Annotated in this window: 12 protein-coding genes; 8 read left to right on the top strand and 4 right to left on the bottom strand. The window is 60.6% G+C overall.

The genetic code is table 11. From position 1 onward, the window contains the following. Positions 1-253: 253 nt before the first annotated feature. A complete protein-coding gene (gene dnaA, locus VLA65_RS15955) occupies positions 254-1,675 on the bottom strand; it encodes a chromosomal replication initiator protein DnaA (protein WP_059388864.1) in 1,422 nt (473 codons plus the stop codon). A 456-nt stretch (positions 1,676-2,131) separates the two neighbouring features. Here dnaA and rpmH point away from each other — a divergent pair, with 456 nt between their 5' ends. The 8 genes from rpmH (at position 2,132) to VLA65_RS15915 (ending at position 7,738) form a co-directional block, all read left to right on the top strand. Beyond that, positions 2,132-2,269, top strand: coding sequence for a 50S ribosomal protein L34 (rpmH, locus tag VLA65_RS15950; RefSeq protein WP_011776797.1), 138 nt, complete (start codon positions 2,132-2,134; stop codon positions 2,267-2,269). A gap of 40 nt (positions 2,270-2,309) precedes the next feature. After that, the gene (gene rnpA / locus VLA65_RS15945) at positions 2,310-2,717 is read left to right on the top strand and encodes a ribonuclease P protein component (RefSeq protein WP_084784496.1); all 408 of its coding nucleotides are present in this window, start codon (positions 2,310-2,312) and stop codon (positions 2,715-2,717) included. Between the two features lies 1 nt (position 2,718). Continuing rightward, positions 2,719-3,108 (top strand): membrane protein insertion efficiency factor YidD, encoded by a 390-nt coding sequence (gene yidD / locus VLA65_RS15940; protein WP_306963491.1) that lies wholly within the window; start codon positions 2,719-2,721, stop codon positions 3,106-3,108. 17 nt (positions 3,109-3,125) lie between these two features. Beyond that, positions 3,126-4,100, top strand: a complete 975-nt coding sequence (gene yidC / locus VLA65_RS15935; RefSeq protein ID WP_059388863.1) for a membrane protein insertase YidC — start codon at positions 3,126-3,128, stop codon at positions 4,098-4,100. Continuing rightward, positions 4,100-4,675, top strand: coding sequence for a Jag family protein (locus VLA65_RS15930; protein ID WP_332603068.1), 576 nt, complete (start codon positions 4,100-4,102; stop codon positions 4,673-4,675). Before yidC ends, VLA65_RS15930 begins: the two co-directional genes overlap by 1 nt. 6 nt (positions 4,676-4,681) lie before the next feature. Continuing rightward, on the top strand, positions 4,682-5,332 hold the full coding sequence (gene rsmG / locus VLA65_RS15925) for a 16S rRNA (guanine(527)-N(7))-methyltransferase RsmG (RefSeq protein ID WP_059388861.1): 651 nt from the start codon (positions 4,682-4,684) through the stop codon (positions 5,330-5,332). Positions 5,333-5,418: 86 nt separating this feature from the next. Further along, entirely contained in the window at positions 5,419-6,474 is a 1,056-nt protein-coding gene (locus VLA65_RS15920; RefSeq protein ID WP_253257323.1) for a ParA family protein, read from the top strand. Positions 6,475-6,541: 67 nt separating this feature from the next. Further along, positions 6,542-7,738, top strand: coding sequence for a ParB/RepB/Spo0J family partition protein (locus tag VLA65_RS15915; protein WP_307054157.1), 1,197 nt, complete (start codon positions 6,542-6,544; stop codon positions 7,736-7,738). A gap of 6,146 nt (positions 7,739-13,884) precedes the next feature. Here the strand turns inward: VLA65_RS15915 and trxA are convergent. The 3 genes from trxA to VLA65_RS15900 form a co-directional block, all read right to left on the bottom strand. Next, positions 13,885-14,211, bottom strand: coding sequence for a thioredoxin (trxA, locus tag VLA65_RS15910; RefSeq protein WP_059388860.1), 327 nt, complete (start codon positions 14,209-14,211; stop codon positions 13,885-13,887). Positions 14,212-14,247: 36 nt separating this feature from the next. Next, on the bottom strand, positions 14,248-15,204 hold the full coding sequence (trxB, locus tag VLA65_RS15905) for a thioredoxin-disulfide reductase (RefSeq protein ID WP_306963420.1): 957 nt from the start codon (positions 15,202-15,204) through the stop codon (positions 14,248-14,250). A gap of 268 nt (positions 15,205-15,472) precedes the next feature. Next, the gene (locus VLA65_RS15900) at positions 15,473-17,119 is read right to left on the bottom strand and encodes an ABC transporter substrate-binding protein (RefSeq protein WP_332603067.1); all 1,647 of its coding nucleotides are present in this window, start codon (positions 17,117-17,119) and stop codon (positions 15,473-15,475) included. Positions 17,120-17,218 lie beyond the last annotated feature (99 nt).

The following is a 17,218-nucleotide window of genomic DNA, read 5'->3' as shown; positions in this document are numbered from 1 at the left end:
TTAATAACCCCTGTGGAAACTGTGGATAACCGTCCCTGGACCCGCAGTTCCGCGGTTAAGGCCTGTTCACGATATGTGGGTGACAGGGGTTTTAAACAGGGTGTGGACGTGGATAACCCCCAGGGCCGTTTTTAACGATCCACAGACGACTTAAGGGTTTTAAGCCCATTAACCGCGCTTGTCCCCTTAAGTATCCACAGGCTTATCCACATGTGCCTGTTAATAAGGTATGTAGTACCTCGAGCGAGCCGGCTCAGGAATCGCGTTGCTGCTGCTTGATGCGGTTGGTCAGCTCAGTCACCTGGTTGTAGATCACACGGCGCTCGGCCATCAGTTCGCGAATCTTGCGATCTGCGTGGATCACTGTGGTGTGGTCACGGCCGCCAAGCTCCTGGCCGATCTTCGGCAGGGACATGTCGGTGAGCTCGCGGCACAAGTACATGGCGATCTGCCGTGCGGTCACCAAGGTGCGCGTCCGGGACTTGCTGCAAAGCTCTTCCATGCTGAGCTTGAAGTACTCGGCCGTCTGCTTCAGGATCTGGTCGGCCGTGATCTCCTGGGCGCCATCGTCGGTGATCAGGTCCTTCAGCACCATTTCGGCGAGGGCCACATCCACGGGCTGGCGGTTGAGGCTGGCGAAGGCAGTGACGCGGATCAGCGCGCCTTCGAGCTCGCGGATGTTGCTGGAGATCTTGGAAGCGATGTACTCCAAGGCGTCGTCAGGTGCGGACAGTCCCTCGCTCTGGGCCTTCTTGCGGAGGATCGCAATACGGGTTTCGAGTTCCGGCGGCTGGATATCGGTCAGCAGGCCCCACTCGAAGCGGGACTTCATGCGGTCCTCGAAGCCGGCAAGCTGCTTGGGCGGGAGGTCCGAGGTGATGACCACTTGCTTGTTGTTGTTGTGCAGTGCGTTGAAGGTGTGGAAGAACTCTTCGAGCGTCCGGTCCTTGCCAGCCAGGAACTGGATGTCATCGATCAGGAGCACGTCGACGTTGCGGTACGTGGTCTTGAAGCTGGCGCCTTCGTCGTCCCGGATGGAGTTGATGAAGTCGTTGGTGAACTCTTCGGAATTCACGTAGCGCACCCGGATGCCGCTGTAGAGCCGGCGGGCGTAGTGGCCGATCGCGTGCAGCAAGTGCGTCTTGCCGAGTCCGGAGTCACCGTAGATGAACAGCGGGTTGTAGGCCTTTGCCGGTGCTTCCGCGACCGCGACGGCGGCAGCATGGGCGAAGCGGTTGGAAGAGCCTATGACGAAGGTGTCAAAGACGTACTTCGGGTTCAGCCGGCCGAATTCGTGCGAAGTACTCGGCGGGGTGGGCTGTGGCTTGGATTCCACGGCCAGGTCGTTCACGGAGGAGAGTTCGACGGCGGGGGCCGGCTCTTCGTGGATGGGCACTAGATCCGTGTCGACGTCGATCGCGCACCGGATGTCGTCGGAAAAGACGCTGCGGAGGGCGTCATCGAGGGCGTCCTTGACTTGCGTCTGGAGAACCTCGCGGGTCAACTCGTTGGGTACGGCCACCAGGAGCGTGGAGCCGATCAGGCCCTGTGCCTGGGCAAGGATAACGAAACCACGCTGCCGGGGTGTGACGCGATCGTCTTGTTCCAGCAGGCTCAGCACCCGCCGCCAGGAACTTCCGACCGTGTTGGCGTGGTTGGCTTCGTCTACCGTCATCAATTGGTTCCCTCGAGTGCTTGCTTGCCTGGATTGCGGCAGCCGAAGGTCCAAACCATGAGTGGATTCCGAACCGAATCCACAGGGTTATGCACAGTCCGTGGATAATCGGCTACTGAGACACTCTAGGGGATGGAAACTCCAGAAGATAGCTGGGAAGAGGCTTGTGGATAATTACACGGTTGTGGTTCTGAAACGGGGTCTGTGACCGGCTTCATCCACAGGCTGGGGGTGTACTTAGCCACAGCTGGGGATAGCGGGCACCGAGGCTCCCAGTTTGACCTTGGGGGTCTTTTTGCCCTAACGTTGTGAAGTCCTATGTGTCCGCTTTTTGACCACCCGCACTTCCGGTAAATCCGGCGTTGGGCGGCGGCGGATACTCAATAAACTTAGCGTCGGCCAGTTCTTCCCCTTTTGATCGGGTGGGCGCACCTTTGATCCACTGGAGTAACTAACGTGAGCAAGCGGACTTTTCAGCCGAATAACCGCCGTCGGGCCAAGAAGCATGGCTTCCGCCTTCGTATGCGCACCCGTGCCGGCCGCGCCATCCTGGCCGCCCGTCGTGGCAAGGGCCGCGTCGAACTGTCGGCCTAAATAACTGACTCGTCGGTCAGCCTTCCAAGCGAGTCAATAGGTGCTAGCCACCCGTAACCGTCTGCGGACTTCTACCGACTTTTCAACAACTGTACGTTCCGGCGTCCGCAATGGACGCCGGAACTTAGTGTTATATACGGCACCTATCGGTGCCGGAGAACCGAGCCGCATCGGCTTCATCGTTTCCAAAGCTGTCGGGAACGCTGTGACCAGGAACCTCGTTAAGAGGAGACTGAGAGAAGCAGGTGCTTTGTCCTTGAAAAGGCATGGCACGGGTCTTGCTGTTGTGGTCCGGGCGTTGCCGGCGGCTGCGACGGCGAGCTGGGACCAGCTGCTGACGGATTACAACGCCGCCTTGGCGGCAACCACGAAACGGCTCGGCGGATCCTCTCCGCGGGTTGTTTCGCCCACCCAGGGCACCACAACGGAAGGGACACCGCGTGCATGAGCTGAGCTCCGCCGTCGTCCGCTTCTTTAGAGTCGCTCCGAGGATCCTCGGAACATTTCTGTGGGAGCTGCCGCGCAACGTCCTCATCATCTTGTTGAAGACGTACCGCAAGATCATCTCTCCCTTATACGGCCAGGTATGCCGGTTCTTCCCATCCTGCTCGGCATATGCCCTCGAAGCGGTGACGGTACATGGTGCCGTCAAGGGAAGTTGGCTCGCAGTGCGGCGCCTTGCGCGGTGCCACCCCTGGAACGCCGGCGGCGTGGACCACGTCCCCGCCGGACATCGTCACTGGCCCGAAGGCCAGACGCCCACAATTGTTGTACTGAACAACCCGGACCAGTTCCTGGCTGTGTGGTCTGATGAAGACGGTCGCCGCACAGCGGCCTGAGGAAATAGGGAAAACGTATGGACATCTTTGGAACAATTCTGGCCCCGTTCAAGTGGCTAGTGTCCGCGATCATGCTGGGGTTCCACGACGGGCTGAGTTTCATCGGCCTGCCGCCGGAAAACGGCTGGACCTGGACACTGTCCATCATCGGCCTGGTGCTGGTGATCCGTGCCGCCCTGATCCCTGTCTTCGTCAAGCAAATCAAGGCACAGCGCGGTATGCAGCTGCTTCAGCCCGATCTGAAGAAGATGCAGGCGAAGTACAAGGGGAAGACGGACCAGCTCTCCCGCCAGGCGATGGCGCAGGAACAGATGGCGCTGTACAAGAAGCACGGCACCAACCCGTTCTCCGCTTGTTTGCCCATGCTGATCCAGATGCCGTTCTTCTTCGCGCTGTTCCAGGTGCTTTCCGGTATTACCCAGGCCCGCCAGGCCGGCCAGGGTATTGGAGCCTTGAGCCATGAGCAGGTGGTGCAGTTCGACGAATCCAGCATCTTCGGCGCTCCCCTGTCCGCGTCCCTGCTTCACGGCGGCCCTGCGGGTACCGACCAGACGGTTGTGTGGATACTCTCCATCGTGATGATCCTGGCCATGACGGCGTCCCAGTTCATCACGCAGAAGCAGATCATGGCCAAGAACATGTCCGAAGAGGCCATGGCCAGCCCGTTCATGCGCCAGCAGAAGATGATGCTGTACATCCTGCCGCTCGTCTTCGGCGTCGGTGGCATCAACTTCCCGATCGGTGTGCTCATCTACTGGACCACTACCAACCTGTGGACCATGGGCCAGCAGTTCTTTGTCATCCGCCGCATGCCGACGCCGGGATCCCCCGCAGCCAAGGCACTTGCTGAGCGTCGCGCCGCCAAGGGCCTGCCGTCCATCCCGCTCCTGGGCGGCAAGAAGGACGCAGACGTCGCTGCCGAGGTGGCCGCCGTCGAGGTCAAGGCACAGCAGCGCATCCAGCCACAACGTAAGAACAGGAAGAAGAAGTAATGTCTGTTGAAAGCACCGAAGAGGCAACGGCCGCTGCCGCCGAGGAATTGGCAGAAGCCACAGAAGAAACTTCCGAAGAGGGCGCTGCTGTCGGTAAGGGCACTTCCGTGAGCCGCCTCGAGGAAGAGGGCGACGTCGCCGCAGACTACCTTGAGGAACTCCTCGACATTGCCGACATCGACGGCGACATCGACATTGAGATCCGCAATGGCCGCACCTACATCTCGATCGCAGCCGAAGACGACTCCGAGGGCCTTGAGAGCCTGGTAGGACGCGACGGTGAAGTGCTCGAAGCCCTTCAGGAACTCGCGCGCTTGTCCGTGCTGTCCGCGACCGAAAACCGGTCCCGCCTGGTGCTCGACATCAATGGCTACCGCAAGGAACGCGCCGGCGATCTGCAGCAGATTGCCGAAGACGCCGTGGCGAAGGTCAAGGAAACCGGCGCCCCTGTGGCACTCGAACCCATGAGCGCCTACGAACGCAAGATTGTGCACGACGCTGTCGCGGACCTCGGTTTCGTCTCCGAGTCCGAGGGCGAAGGCGCCGGCCGCCACATCGTGGTTTCGGCCGACTAACGGATCATGGTTGAAATCACGGCAGCCGAACTGCAGGCGGCAGAGAAGATTTTCGGTGACCGGCTTGGCCTCGCCCAGCGGTACGTAGAACATTTGGCGACATCGGGAACCGAGCGCGGGCTGATTGGCCCGCGCGAGGTTCCCCGCCTATGGAGCCGGCACGTTCTCAATTGCGCCGTCATCGAGTCCGCGATTGCCCACGGAAGCCATGTTGCGGACGTCGGTTCCGGTGCGGGGCTTCCCGGCTTGTGCTTGGCGATTGCACGTCCCGATCTTGAACTCACGCTGATCGAGCCGCTGGAGCGGCGCGTCATTTGGCTTCAGGAAGTGGTGGACGACCTCGGGCTGGGCAACGTCACGGTCATGCGCACCCGCGCCGAGCTCGCAGTGGGCATGGTAGACGCGGACGTTGTCACGGCGAGGGCTGTCTCTGCCCTGTCCAAGCTTGCCGGCTTGACCATTCCTTTGCTTAACGGCAAGGGTGAAGTGGTTGCGATCAAGGGCCGCAGTGCTGCCGAGGAGATTGAGCAAGCAGCAAAAGTGATCCGCAGGCTCGGCGGCGTGGAAACGTCCGTTGTGGTTTGTGGGCAGGAGCTCCTGGAAGAACCCACCACAGTGGTGAGGATCGTCGTTAACAAACAGCGGAAGATCGCTTAGCTTCGGCGCTGTGTCCCGCGTGTCCGCAACTGAGCGGTTAAGCTAGAGAACGGCAGCTAGAGCCGAATGAGAGTGAGAGTGTGACAGTGGGCAGTAGCGAAACCTCCACCCAGCGGATCCCGCCATTTATTTCCTTGGGGTCGGCTCGGGCCATGGCTGCACCCTCGGCGTCTTTTGAATCTGCGCTGATGCGTACGAATTCGGTTGCGAACGCCGCTGTTTCACGTGAAACGCTGATCGTCGGACACGACAACGTCATGGACTCCATCGACGACTCCAGCCCTATCGCGCGGCAGCTCGCCAACGAAACCCGACGGCGCGAGCGCCTGGTGGGACGCGAGCTTCCCAAGCCGGAGAAGACCCGCATTTTCACCGTCTCCAATCAAAAAGGCGGCGTCGGAAAGACCACGACGACGGTCAATATTGCGGCTGCCCTCGCTTCCGCTGGGCTCAACGTCCTGGTGATCGACATCGATCCTCAGGGAAATGCGTCCACCGCGCTGGGTATTGAACACCACGCAGACGTCGACAGCATTTACGATGTGCTGATCAACGACCTTCCGCTGCGTGACGTTGTGGCTCCTTGCCCTGATATTCCGAATCTCATCTGTGCGCCGGCGACCATTCACTTGGCGGGCGCCGAAATCGAACTGGTCTCCCTCGTGGCACGCGAGCAGCGCCTGCGCCGGGCAATCGATGTCTATTCGAAGGAGCGCGCGAAGAACGGTGAAGGTCGCCTGGACTTCATCTTCATCGACTGCCCGCCCAGCCTGGGCCTGCTGACCGTCAACGCCTTCTGCGCGGCCAGCGAGGTACTCATCCCGATCCAGTGTGAGTACTACGCCTTGGAGGGCCTGAGCCAGCTCCTCAAGAACATCGAAATGATCCAGAAGCACCTCAATGCTGATCTGGTCGTTTCCACCATCCTCCTCACTATGTACGACGGCCGCACCAATCTGGCCGCGCAGGTGGCTTCTGAAGTCCGTCAACATTTCCCGAATCAGGTTCTTGGCGCAGTGGTTCCCCGCTCCGTGCGTATCTCGGAGGCTCCGAGCTACCAACAGACGGTAATGACCTACGATCCGTCTTCCAGCGGCGCGTTGTCCTACATGGAAGCCGCCGCGGAAATCGCCGAGCGCTAGACTTCCTTAATCACTGCAATATCCTTGGCGGGCTCTATTCTTGCCATTCCACCGGAGGGACATACTAATGAGCGAAAAGCGACGAGGCCTGGGTAGGGGTCTTGGGGCTCTCATTCCCAGCTCCGCTTCGGCCGGTGCATCGGGCAATGGCGTTCCGGCGTCCCGCCCCGTGGACCTCTTCTTCCCTGAGGCGCGCAAAGCCCCGGAGGCGGTGGATACGCCTGCGGTGCCTGAAACCGAGGTAGCGAAGAGTTCGCCTTCGCGAGGCTCTTCGTCCAAGAGTACGACGGCGGCAAAGACGCCTGCTGCGAAGTCGCCATCCGCGAAGGTCACCACTGGTGAAGACCCGTCCGCGTCCGAACCGTCCGAGGCTCCTGCCGCTGCTGCTGGGAAAGCAGTTTCTGAATTCGCTCCGACGGAAGCGTCCGAGGTCCAGCTGGTCGAGGTTCCTGGCGCGCGCTTTGCCGAAATCCCGGTCGGGGACATTCATCCCAACCGCAAGCAGCCCCGCAGCGTCTTCGATGAGGACGACATGGCGGAGCTGGTTCACTCCGTCAAAGAAATAGGCGTTCTCCAGCCAATTGTTGTACGTACTTCAACCGAAAAGGGTGGAGAACCGTATGAGCTGGTGATGGGTGAGCGTCGATGGAGGGCTGTACAGGCCGCCGGGCTCGAAACTATCCCGGCGATTGTCCGCGATACCAACGATGACGACCTCCTCCGTGATGCTTTGCTGGAGAACCTCCACCGGAGCCAACTGAACCCCTTGGAAGAAGCAGCTGCTTACCAGCAGCTCCTGGAAGACTTCGGCACCACACACGAGCAGCTGGCTGATCGAATCGGACGTTCGCGTCCCCAGGTGTCCAACACGCTCCGTCTCCTCAAGCTTCCTCCCTTGGTGCAACGGCGCGTTGCAGCCAGCGTGCTCTCGGCCGGCCACGCTCGTGCGCTGCTCGCTCTCCCGGACGCAGCCGCGATGGAGCGTCTCGCTCAGAAGATTGTCTCCGAGGGTATGTCCGTACGGGCTACCGAGGAAGCAGTCGCGTTGTACCAGGATCCTACGGTGCCGCCCAAGAACAGCATCCCGCGCCCCAATGCACGCCATGAGCGTCTCGACTACCTTGCTTCCTCCCTTTCGGATCGACTCGACACAAACGTCAAGATCACCTTGGGTGCGCGTAAGGGCCGGGTCAGTATTGAGTTCGCGAGCGTTGAAGATCTGAACCGCATCATGGATGTATTGTCGCCCGGGGACGAAGGCTAGTCGCTGGATCTCTACGGAATCGGGGTTTGCTTCTAAAGAGGCAAGCCCCTTTTTCGTTTAACGGTCGATCGAGGCGGGAATCGACATTCGGAGGATATCCGGCCACGTTTGTCGCGCTGACTGGCGACAATTCGCTCCGCGGATGCCCTCGATGTGCATCCGGGGGCTGTGGATGGCTTTTGCAGCAAACTGGGATCCGTTGCCCTTTCTGCAAACGGGGTCAGGTGACGGCTGCCCTTGCCTGGAATGGAGCAAGCCGCCACCCGCGCTTCTCAACGATGCTTCGCTGTAAGACTTTCCGCTGCGTCTTATCCCTCGTATGTGGCGCGCCTTCGCGCCCGCGGGGTCGGCGGCAAGCGATCTTCCCGTTTGGAACGATCGGGGCTGCTGCGGATCTAGTCGGGTGTTTCACGCGAAACGAACAGACTTTAGTGCACAGGAGGGCAGGAGTCCGCTTATCGTTGACCGGATGAGCTGCAGTTCGAGTCTCTAGTAGGCGATTGAATACTTGGGTGCCTTCTTCGCTGCATCCCTTTCGCACTCATTGAGAGTTCGCCTCCGCTCCTGGCGTGTTCGAGATATGCTCCTTCATGCCTGGCCGCCAGGTTCCTTATGGGCCCATACCCCGGCGTTTCACGTGAAACAACACAGCTTGCCGGCCTTCAGATCGACCGTCACCCGGATCTCCCTCGGCTAGAGCGCAGGGGCTTCGCCAACACTTCGCTGCGGACTCAGGTATCTGCTGTCCTGGATCGATTTGTTCTCTGGCGTTCGGTTCAGCTTCGTCCCCTTCTCTCGTGTTGTACCCGCGCGAGGCGGACTTGTGGACAAGAGCTGAACAACGTCCAGCTGCCATGTCTTGCGCGCAGAGATCGCGACCATGCCGATCAACGGCACCCGGGATTTAGGGATGGTTCAGAATGCGGAGCTGCCAGTTAGGGACTCCTTCCCCGCACCGCAGTGGCCACTGTTTCACGTGGAACAGGAAGAGCACCAGACGGGGCCTCGCATAGCTGGAGTTCGGCTAATCCCCGTGAGCTCGTTTGGTTAGGACACTAGTCTGTCAGTGGGCCTGTAGCCAGTGCTTCTGTAGTGGATAGCGACTTGCTCTGTTTCACGTGAAACGAAGCGGCGCAGTCTGGGCTGTGGGGTTCAGGGCGAGACACCCAAGGTAATTGGTAGTCGACTCGCAGAACGAGGTAAATCTCCAAGACGCGGCTTCGTAGCGTGTCTCACCGGCTGGTGGTTTTCCGCTTTGGTTCTTTCAATTCACCGTCCATAAGGTGATGCTTCGGCATTTCGGCGCCGCCATCTGGCCTGTCAAAGGAGCTGGCGCTCTGGCCTAAAGCCACTGAGCGAAACCTCCAGATGGTGGCGATGGCCCGATGATGCCTTCGCATCCGCCATTCTCGAGCGCCGAACTGACTCCTCTCGGCGCTAGCCTCCCCCTGTGGTGGACTACGATCACACTCAGCGCCAGGCCAGTTGGCTGCGCGCGGAAGGCCAAGAAGTAGTTCTGTTGGGCGCTTGATGCCGGCAATCGCGCGTCCGTTCAGCTTCCTCCTCCAATTCCCCTCCAGCGTGAGGTGGGCTTCAATAGCGCTCTGCTCGCGTCAGGTGCAGGCGGGTGCGCGGCTCACTGTGGCGGTTGGGCACCGATAGGTGCAATGCAGAAGGGTGCTCTGCGAGTCTTGAACGCCGAAGGATCAGGGGCCGGTCACGGTGTGTGGGAAGGTCGCGGCGGAGTTTCCTCCGACAGCGCAGCGTCACGTGAGGGGTTGTCGTTCTCTTGCCGGAGGTGTCTGTCGCATGCGCCGACGACCGATGACGGCAAGCGTAAGGTTCGGATCGAGCCCATGCTGAACCCTCGTGAACTCCGACACATGCGACGCGCGGTCGAGGTCGGCGCTCGGATACCGCTTCCCTGTTTGGATACAAGGTGAGATCGATACAAGCAAAGTGCCCTCTGGGTAGACTGCATCTCGCTCCGGAACAATAGGCCGGTCCGGTCTGGGTAGACATCAACGTTGTTCCATGCCCGATGCAGGTAAGCAGGCAAGACTGCTCACAAAGGTCCCGGCCCGTGGGATGGAAGTCGTCCAATTTGTGCCGCCGGCTCGGGCCGTGACTCAAGGACCGGTAGGGTCAGCGGATCCAGACGTAGCCTCACCGCATTCCCTCTGTACGCCTGAACTCGCCGGCTTCGTGTGTAGGAGTGTTCTCGTTGGAGCTGAGACCAGCTTCCACGCCGGGAGTCGGACTGGTGATTAGTGCCCTTGTACTAGTCGCGTGATCGCCGGGAAGGAGTTGAAGGAGCGTCTGCTCCCCCAGGCTCGTAACCAGAGTGCGCCCTCGTGCCTTGAATGTGGTCTTACTGGCCCCGGGCCCAACTCTTGCTTGGCAGCGCCTTCGCTGTGACCGTTCTTTCGTTGGCTCACGCGTTCGCGTTGTGTGAGTGACGCGAGGCAAGGTGGTTGGCCGTCAACCCATGCGGAGGAACAAGTATGTTGTTGAAAGCCCTGGAAGCGGTGGCGCGTGTGAACCTGGACCCGACAAGGCATCCTCGTGGCCGCGCGAATCAGGTGGGTGTGGCTCTGAGCACTGGTTGGTGATGCGCAGTGTTTGTGTCCGCTGCTTCACATGACCATCCGAATTCTGGGGTAGTACGCGGACCGGTCTCTCAGCGCGTCATCGTAGGAACACTGAGTCTGCCCCGGCCACTTCATTCGGAAGATCGGCTGGAGATATTGACGGTCCTAAGGGCTGACGATGACGCAAGATGGAGGCGTCGTGTGGAGCTGGCTCCGTGTACGAAAGTGAAAATTTGCTCCGCCCGCAGGATGTGTACACGTCCTGCACCACGAGAAGCCGCTGTTGAAAAGTCTGAGGGCAGCGGTGGATATCTCTGTGGATAACTTTGTTGATAAGTCTGCCAGGTTGAAGTGTAGACAGCGAGCAGCGTCTGGGTCTGTATCTGGCTGGCGGTCATAGTCCTTTCAAGCTCGTGTCCTTCGATCGCTCTGTTTCACGTGAAACAGGGCCACGGTCTTGAAGCTGGCCATTTTCACCCGAATTGGGCCTGATTTTGGGCAATTAATCGCTCTTTGCGAGCATTTCGGGCCCCCGCTCTATCTGATTTGACGTGCGGAGCTGGATGTCGCCTTGATTCGCACTGATCGCGCCCAATACCCGGGTAGGAGGAGTTGTTCGAACCGACCCATTCATGCGGTGGATATCGCTGTGGATAACTTTGTGCATAACTTTTGACTGAACGGTGGATATCCGGCGGAGCCTCGACGCAGCCGCTGTGGCACGCCGTCCCATGTTGGCGACTAGTGTCGCCACTTTGATCGCCGATCGACGGGACCCCACGGGCTCCCAAGCCTAACGTGACTTGCGTTTGAGCGGCCGGACTTAGTCATGTTTCACGTGAAACGACGTCAGCCGACGGAGAAATTCTCGACCCTCAAGGCGGTACTGAGACGTCCCGGATGCAGGTCTGGGAGTACATCAACATGGGCCTTGGACGAAAGGCTGGTCCGCCGAGTTAGTGTCCGTCCACGGGACCAGCGAGTAGTCGCGCCCGCCTTCGATCTAGATCGAAGGCACGGACGCTTGTCCTGGGTCCAGCTTGAGTCCCACTTTCACGGGCGAAAGATCGGTGGACGATCGCCATGTACGCGCGACGAGCGAATCCTCAGCCATGGGATCTGTGGTCCGATCTTCAGTCTGTACAACCGGGCGCACCTTACGCTCCAGGATGTGCACCGGTCCTTCAATACACGCTAGACGTTTCGCGCCCCCGCAAGTACCGAATGCCCTTCATCGCCCCCACGTTCCGCGCTCCCTGCGGTCGAATCGGCCCGTTCCCACTCCTGTCTGTGCCGGGTGCTTAAGCTCATGGAAGCGGTGTCAGGGCGGTATGTCCTGTCCCTATGCGGTGTCCGCGGTTGCTGCGTGTCTGGATGATCACCCCCACGAGCCCGCAGTTGGTGTCTGAGTGCCTCCGCGCCGTGAGGCTGCCAGGTCGGAAGGAGGGGCAAATTCAGCCGAAGTCCAGGCAATAGTTCGCCCCGCGGAGGTGCGTCGTCGGTTCTGGGCTTGGGGTTTATGAACAAGCACCACTGTTCCCGGATCGATGCAGAGTTGCCTACGGCGCGGTACTGAGTTGTCTCGGACGACTGTCCTACGTTGGAATTGCGCGTGGAAACTGCCGGACGAGCTTAGTGAGCGGGGGCGTGGCTTCAGCCATTCCGGACCCCATGCCAATTGGAAACACGATCTGTCTATCGGGCCTGGCCTTCGAGAGGCAGACCCCCACGCCCGGGCATGGTCCGGTCGCCTGGTCACGATTCAACCTCCCGAATGACGTGCCGGGGGCAAATGGACGTCTGTTAGGGCGTGCTGTTTTCCCGGCCGCCGCCCCCGCAGGAGGTGGATGCAATGCTGTTGTTCTTGCCCTGTGCGAATGATGGCTGCTGGAGAAGATCCGGGCGGTTGGCCTGAAGGCGTAAGCTTCAATATCGCCCTTGTGGGTTCACCATGCAAGCTGCCCTCGAAGGCAGGCGCGCGGCCGGCGACTGGGCCGCGCGCGAATCTGAACCACTCTCACGCGCCAAGAAGCCAACGTCACGCTGCAAGATGCCAAACATCAGTCCTGGCGCCACTGAGAGGGATGTCTCTGCACAATGCCTTCCCGCACGCCTCACGGTGTATCCAGCCCAGGTGCACCGGTGGATCATCTTCTCTCAGTCCCTTGTCAGCAGCCTTCTTTAAAGTCTCCGATCGGAAAGCTACTGCGGACGCTGCACAGAAAGGGACTGAGTCCTTAGGTGCGGAAGCCCGCATATATGCAGACAGACTCCCTAAATTGATTGATCGCGGTTGTAAACACCGGTTTCCGCAGAAACTAGGCGCCTCGATGCATCATCGCGTCACCGAAGGCGCCGTCTGGACACACCGGGCAGTGCGTGCGACGAGGGCGCCGTCTGGATACGCCGGGCAGTGCGTGCGACGAGGGCGCCGTCTGGATACGCCGGGCAGTGCGTGCGACGAACCCAAGACCCAGGCTAATTGCCTTGGCATCCGCAAGATGAAGCGGAGACTACCAAGGACCAGTCATCCCGCGAGTGGGAACTGAAGCTTCTCTCGGCCATGCGTGAGTCGCCGTGTTGACGCATGTCGCGGCGGGACCTTACGCGCGAATCGTCCGTCAGCCCGCACCCAGTCAGCCCGAGTGATGTGCGGGATGCTCTCCGGACGGATCGCCGTTTCACGTGAAACATGAAGCACGGAAAGGCGCGCTGGCGATACGCATATGTACCGGTGTCGAATGGCCCGGAGCGTGCACGTGCACTCACCAAGTGGGGATTCCAAGTGGCGAGCAGGAAGCGGCGTTCAGTGGTTCCGAGGAAACGGGAACCTAGCCCAACTTGAGTGCGGCAGCGCTGGAGTCCGCCAGCCCGGAACGTGTCCGCAGCTCTCGAATCGATCAGCTATTACGTTTCACGTGAAACCGCGTCAGTTTCTACTTTCATGCATTTCTGGCCACTCGGAACTGGAAACCGACGTGCAGTTCGAGGACAAGAGTCGGTAGCTACGTTTCACGTGAAACGGTGCGTGTACCGAGTGCAAAAAGGTACCTGTCTGGAATTGATTCAATTTGGGAGCCTTCCTAGATCGTATGAGTGGACAACGCGGTTTCACGTGAAACAGTGGAATGGAGGACTTCGTCGTTGCCCGCTCCCGCGGGCCACGCACGTGTGTGGACCCCTCGGCATCGGTCCTGCCTTAGGAGACTCGACAGTAGTCCCCCTGTCCCCTTTGCTCTTGGCCTGGGCCGTATTTTCCCGGCAATTGCCCTACCACTGCCCGGTTCCAGCTCAGCAACGGACCCCCCGACTATCTATGCCGTCTCCCAAAAGAACTGCCTGCTTTGAAATTGAAATAGGTCACAAATGGCGGAGCCAAACTTAAGGCAGCCGCCGCGCGTACCAGTGACCACCAATACCCCAGCAATCACCACCGGCGGCGAGGCTTTGGACCCAGGACCGTGTGCCCGAAGGCACGAAAAAGCCGATGGCCTTCGCTCAAGAGCGAAAACCACCGGCCGAATCAGAGGCGCCCGCTAAGGGACGCCAGACGAACTAGGACAGGACGGATTCAAATTCCTTTTCGAAGAACTGCTTCGGCTTGGCGCCGATCACCGTGCTCTTCACTTCTCCCCCGCTGAAGAGGTAAACCGCCGGAATAGACGTGATGCCGTATTCAGCGGCGATGGCTGGGTTGTCGTCGACATTCAGTTTGACGACATCGACCTTGTCTCCGTACTGGACAGAGATCTCGTCGAGGATGGGACCCAGCTTGCGGCACGGGCCGCACCACTCTGCCCAGAAGTCCACAATGACCGGCTTTTCAGCGGCCAGGACGTCGGTGCTGAAACTGGCGTCGGTAACGTTTTTAGCGTTGCTCATAATTCTTTCCCTTCGAATGGATGGCTGCTGTGCCGATTAGGCGTGCAGGTCTGCAAGATAGTGCTCGACGTCCAGGGCCGCGACACAACCGGAACCAGCGGCTGTGATGGCCTGGCGGTAAGTGGGGTCCACTACGTCGCCGGCGGCGAAGACGCCCTTGATGCTGGTCTTGGAGCTGCGGCCGTCGACGGCGATGGTGCCTTCAGGAGCGAGCTCCAGTTTTCCCTTGACGAGCTCCGTGCGGGGATCGTTGCCGATGGCCACGAAAACGCCTGTGACGGCGAGTTCGGACTCGGTGCCGTCGACGAGGTTCTTCAGCTTCAAGCCGGTCACCTTGTCCCCACCGATGACGTCCTCGACGGCGGTGTTCCACACGAAGTTGATCTTCTCGTGGGCCTGGGCGCGGTCACCCATGATCTTGGAAGCCTTGAGCGTGTCGCGGCGGTGCACCACCGTGACGGACTTGGCGAACTTGGTGAGGAAGAGCGCTTCCTCCATGGCAGAGTCGCCACCGCCGATCACTGCGATGTCCTGGTCCTTGAAGAAGAAACCGTCACAGGTTGCACACCAGCTCACGCCGTGCCCGGAAAGACGCTTTTCATTCTCGAGGCCGAGCTCACGGTATGCGGAACCCGTGGAGAGGATGATGGCACGTGCCTTGAAGGTCTCCCCCGTGGCGATGGTCACGGACTTGATGTCGCCGTCGAGGTCCAGTTCGGTGACGTCCTCGAACTGGATTTCAGTCCCAAAGCGTGCCGCCTGCTTTTCGAAGCTCTCCATGAGATCAGGTCCCATGACGCCCTCGGGGAAACCGGGGTAGTTCTCGACGTCTGTTGTGTTCATCAGTTCGCCACCTGCAGTCACGGAACCGGCGATGAGCAGCGGGTTCATGTTGGCGCGTGCCGTGTAGACGGCCGCCGTGTAACCGGCAGGCCCTGAGCCTACGATGATGACATCACGTACGTTGGACGCGGTGTTTTCTGCGTTGCTCACTGGTGGGTGAACCTCTTCCTTAGTCGATGCACCGGATCCTTGCGGCCGGCCACATGGCACAACCCTATGTCGGCGCGGAATATTCCGATGTTCCCGGGGACCCTAATATCCGCCACCATTCAGGGTACCTTCCGGGAGCACAAGGCATCGAAGGAGCAAGACTCCGTTACCGGAGTTGACGGCCGCCCTTGACGCACGCGCCCCAAGCTCCCAGCGGAAGCAAACGCCAGAGCGGTGACAAGCGGCCGAAGGGTCCTCCCGCCGTCGGCTACTGGACCTTGATCTCCGCAAGGCGCAGGCCGAAACCGTAGCGCGTCTTCGGCGCGGTCAGCTTGGGCAGGGACTTAATGGAGATGATGACGTATTGGGCCGTTACAGGGGAACTGAGCGGCATGGTGAGCTCCGGTGAGGTGAAGCTGTTGGTGCCAACCAATTTGGCGCCGTCCATAGCCGGACGATCGTTGGTATAAACGTTGATGTTTCCACCGGAAGCGCCCAACTGGCTCAATGTGACGGATGTCACTTGCGAGGGTGCCTTGAGCTTGACGAGCAGCGAAACTCCATCAGGAGCGAGTCCACCCCAGTCCGCAGTGGCGAACTCCATGTCCGACCAGTAACTCGCGGCATTGCCGTCGTAAGCCTTGACCAGGTCTTTGTCGTAGGTCGCAGCGAACTCGAAATCGCCCATGCGAGTGACTCCATCAATGGCCGGAGGCGCTGCGACCGGAGGTGCTGATGCGCTGCTGCTCGGCTGGCCGGTCACCGTTTGGGACGCTGTGGAGGATTGCTTGGCAGCGGGCGACCCGCCAGGGATCAGGTTGCCGAGGTTGGTGACAGCCAGGATCAAACCCACGATCAAGACGGCGGCAAGGACCCCGCCCACGAGCCAACGGAAGGAACGGGGCTCGCGTACTGGTTCCTCGTCGTAGTATTCGTCCTCGTCGAGCGGCTCTGCCTGCTCACGCGCAGTCGACGGGAAGCTCGATGCTCCTCGGCTGTACCCGCCGGTAGCGGCAGCCGCATCGCGGGAAGCGCCCGTACCGCGGGAGCGGGCGTCGTCGTTAACGAAGCCGTAGTCGTCTTCGGACCAGAGGGAAACCTTGGATTCCTGGGCGGGGTTCGCGGAGGCAGGCGCCGGAGGGGCGGACGCTTGAACAGCCTGCGTGGCAGGGGGCGCCTGGATTTGCTGGGGAGCGGTCCGGTTAGACTCATCGGCCCGGTTCGATGGGGCGGCAGCCGAAGGTGCGGCTTCGACGTCGTCGCTGTTTGACTTGCCGGTGCCCTTAACGGCGGCCGCGGCCGCAGCGGCAGCCGCCCCCGCTCCGGCTGCCGCAGCGGCGATCCGGGAACCGATGCCTCCCGGGGCCGACGCCGGCCGGCTGGCGGGCATGGGAGGAACCACCGGGCGGCGCGGGTCCGCGGGTGACGCGGCGCCTGGTAGTGGTTCGCCGGCCGGATTCGGCTCGACCTCGTCGTAACTGATGTACTCGGCGTCGTGCTCTTCGTCGTCGTACAGTCCGTCGTAGGTCTCGGGCTCGTGGGACCGGGCCTGGCCGAAGATCTCGCTGCCAAGCGTGTCCGTGAAGAACGGTTCGACGTAAGGCGGGTTGGTAGCCACCACGAGGTCCAGCAGGTCAGGAGCGCTGCTGTGGTTGGTGATGAGGTACGTGGTGCTGTCGCTGACGCCGAGATCGAGGATCTGGACATGCCCGGGCCGTTCGCCAGTGGCTACCTCGCGGGCGCTCTTGGCAACCTGATCGGCGTTTCCGGGGCCCGCCACGAGGATGCTGACGGGTCTGTTGAGGACCTGGTCCACGCCGTCGAGCACCAGATCTTGGTCGTGCGAAGTCAAGACGGTGGCTGTGACTTTGTAGCGGCCGCCAAGCACTGATCCGACATCGATCGGGTGGGACACGGGTTCCTCCTATGACTGTCCGGAAGCTGCGGGTCCTGAATACGGGATCCGGCCAGCCGGGTGACCCGTGGTCTGCAACTACCTGTATTAGTTTCTGAT

It is taken from the genome of Arthrobacter sp. S2(2024), assembly GCF_036662515.1.
Classification (GTDB): Bacteria; Actinomycetota; Actinomycetes; order Actinomycetales; family Micrococcaceae; genus Arthrobacter.
Note: the sequence above shows the minus strand (reverse complement) of the source record. Positions and strands in the feature narration are given on the sequence as shown.

Bases quoted from the DNA above. Each gene is read 5' to 3' on its own strand.
- VLA65_RS15915 (WP_307054157.1), top strand. From the start codon at position 6,542: ATGAGCGAAAAGCGACGAGGCCTGGGTAGGGGTCTTGGGGCTCTCATT.
- trxA (WP_059388860.1), bottom strand. From the start codon at position 14,211: ATGAGCAACGCTAAAAACGTTACCGACGCCAGTTTCAGCACCGACGTC.
- rsmG (WP_059388861.1), top strand. From the start codon at position 4,682: ATGGTTGAAATCACGGCAGCCGAACTGCAGGCGGCAGAGAAGATTTTC.
- dnaA (WP_059388864.1), bottom strand. From the start codon at position 1,675: ATGACGGTAGACGAAGCCAACCACGCCAACACGGTCGGAAGTTCCTGG.
- VLA65_RS15930 (WP_332603068.1), top strand. From the start codon at position 4,100: ATGTCTGTTGAAAGCACCGAAGAGGCAACGGCCGCTGCCGCCGAGGAA.
- yidC (WP_059388863.1), top strand. From the start codon at position 3,126: ATGGACATCTTTGGAACAATTCTGGCCCCGTTCAAGTGGCTAGTGTCC.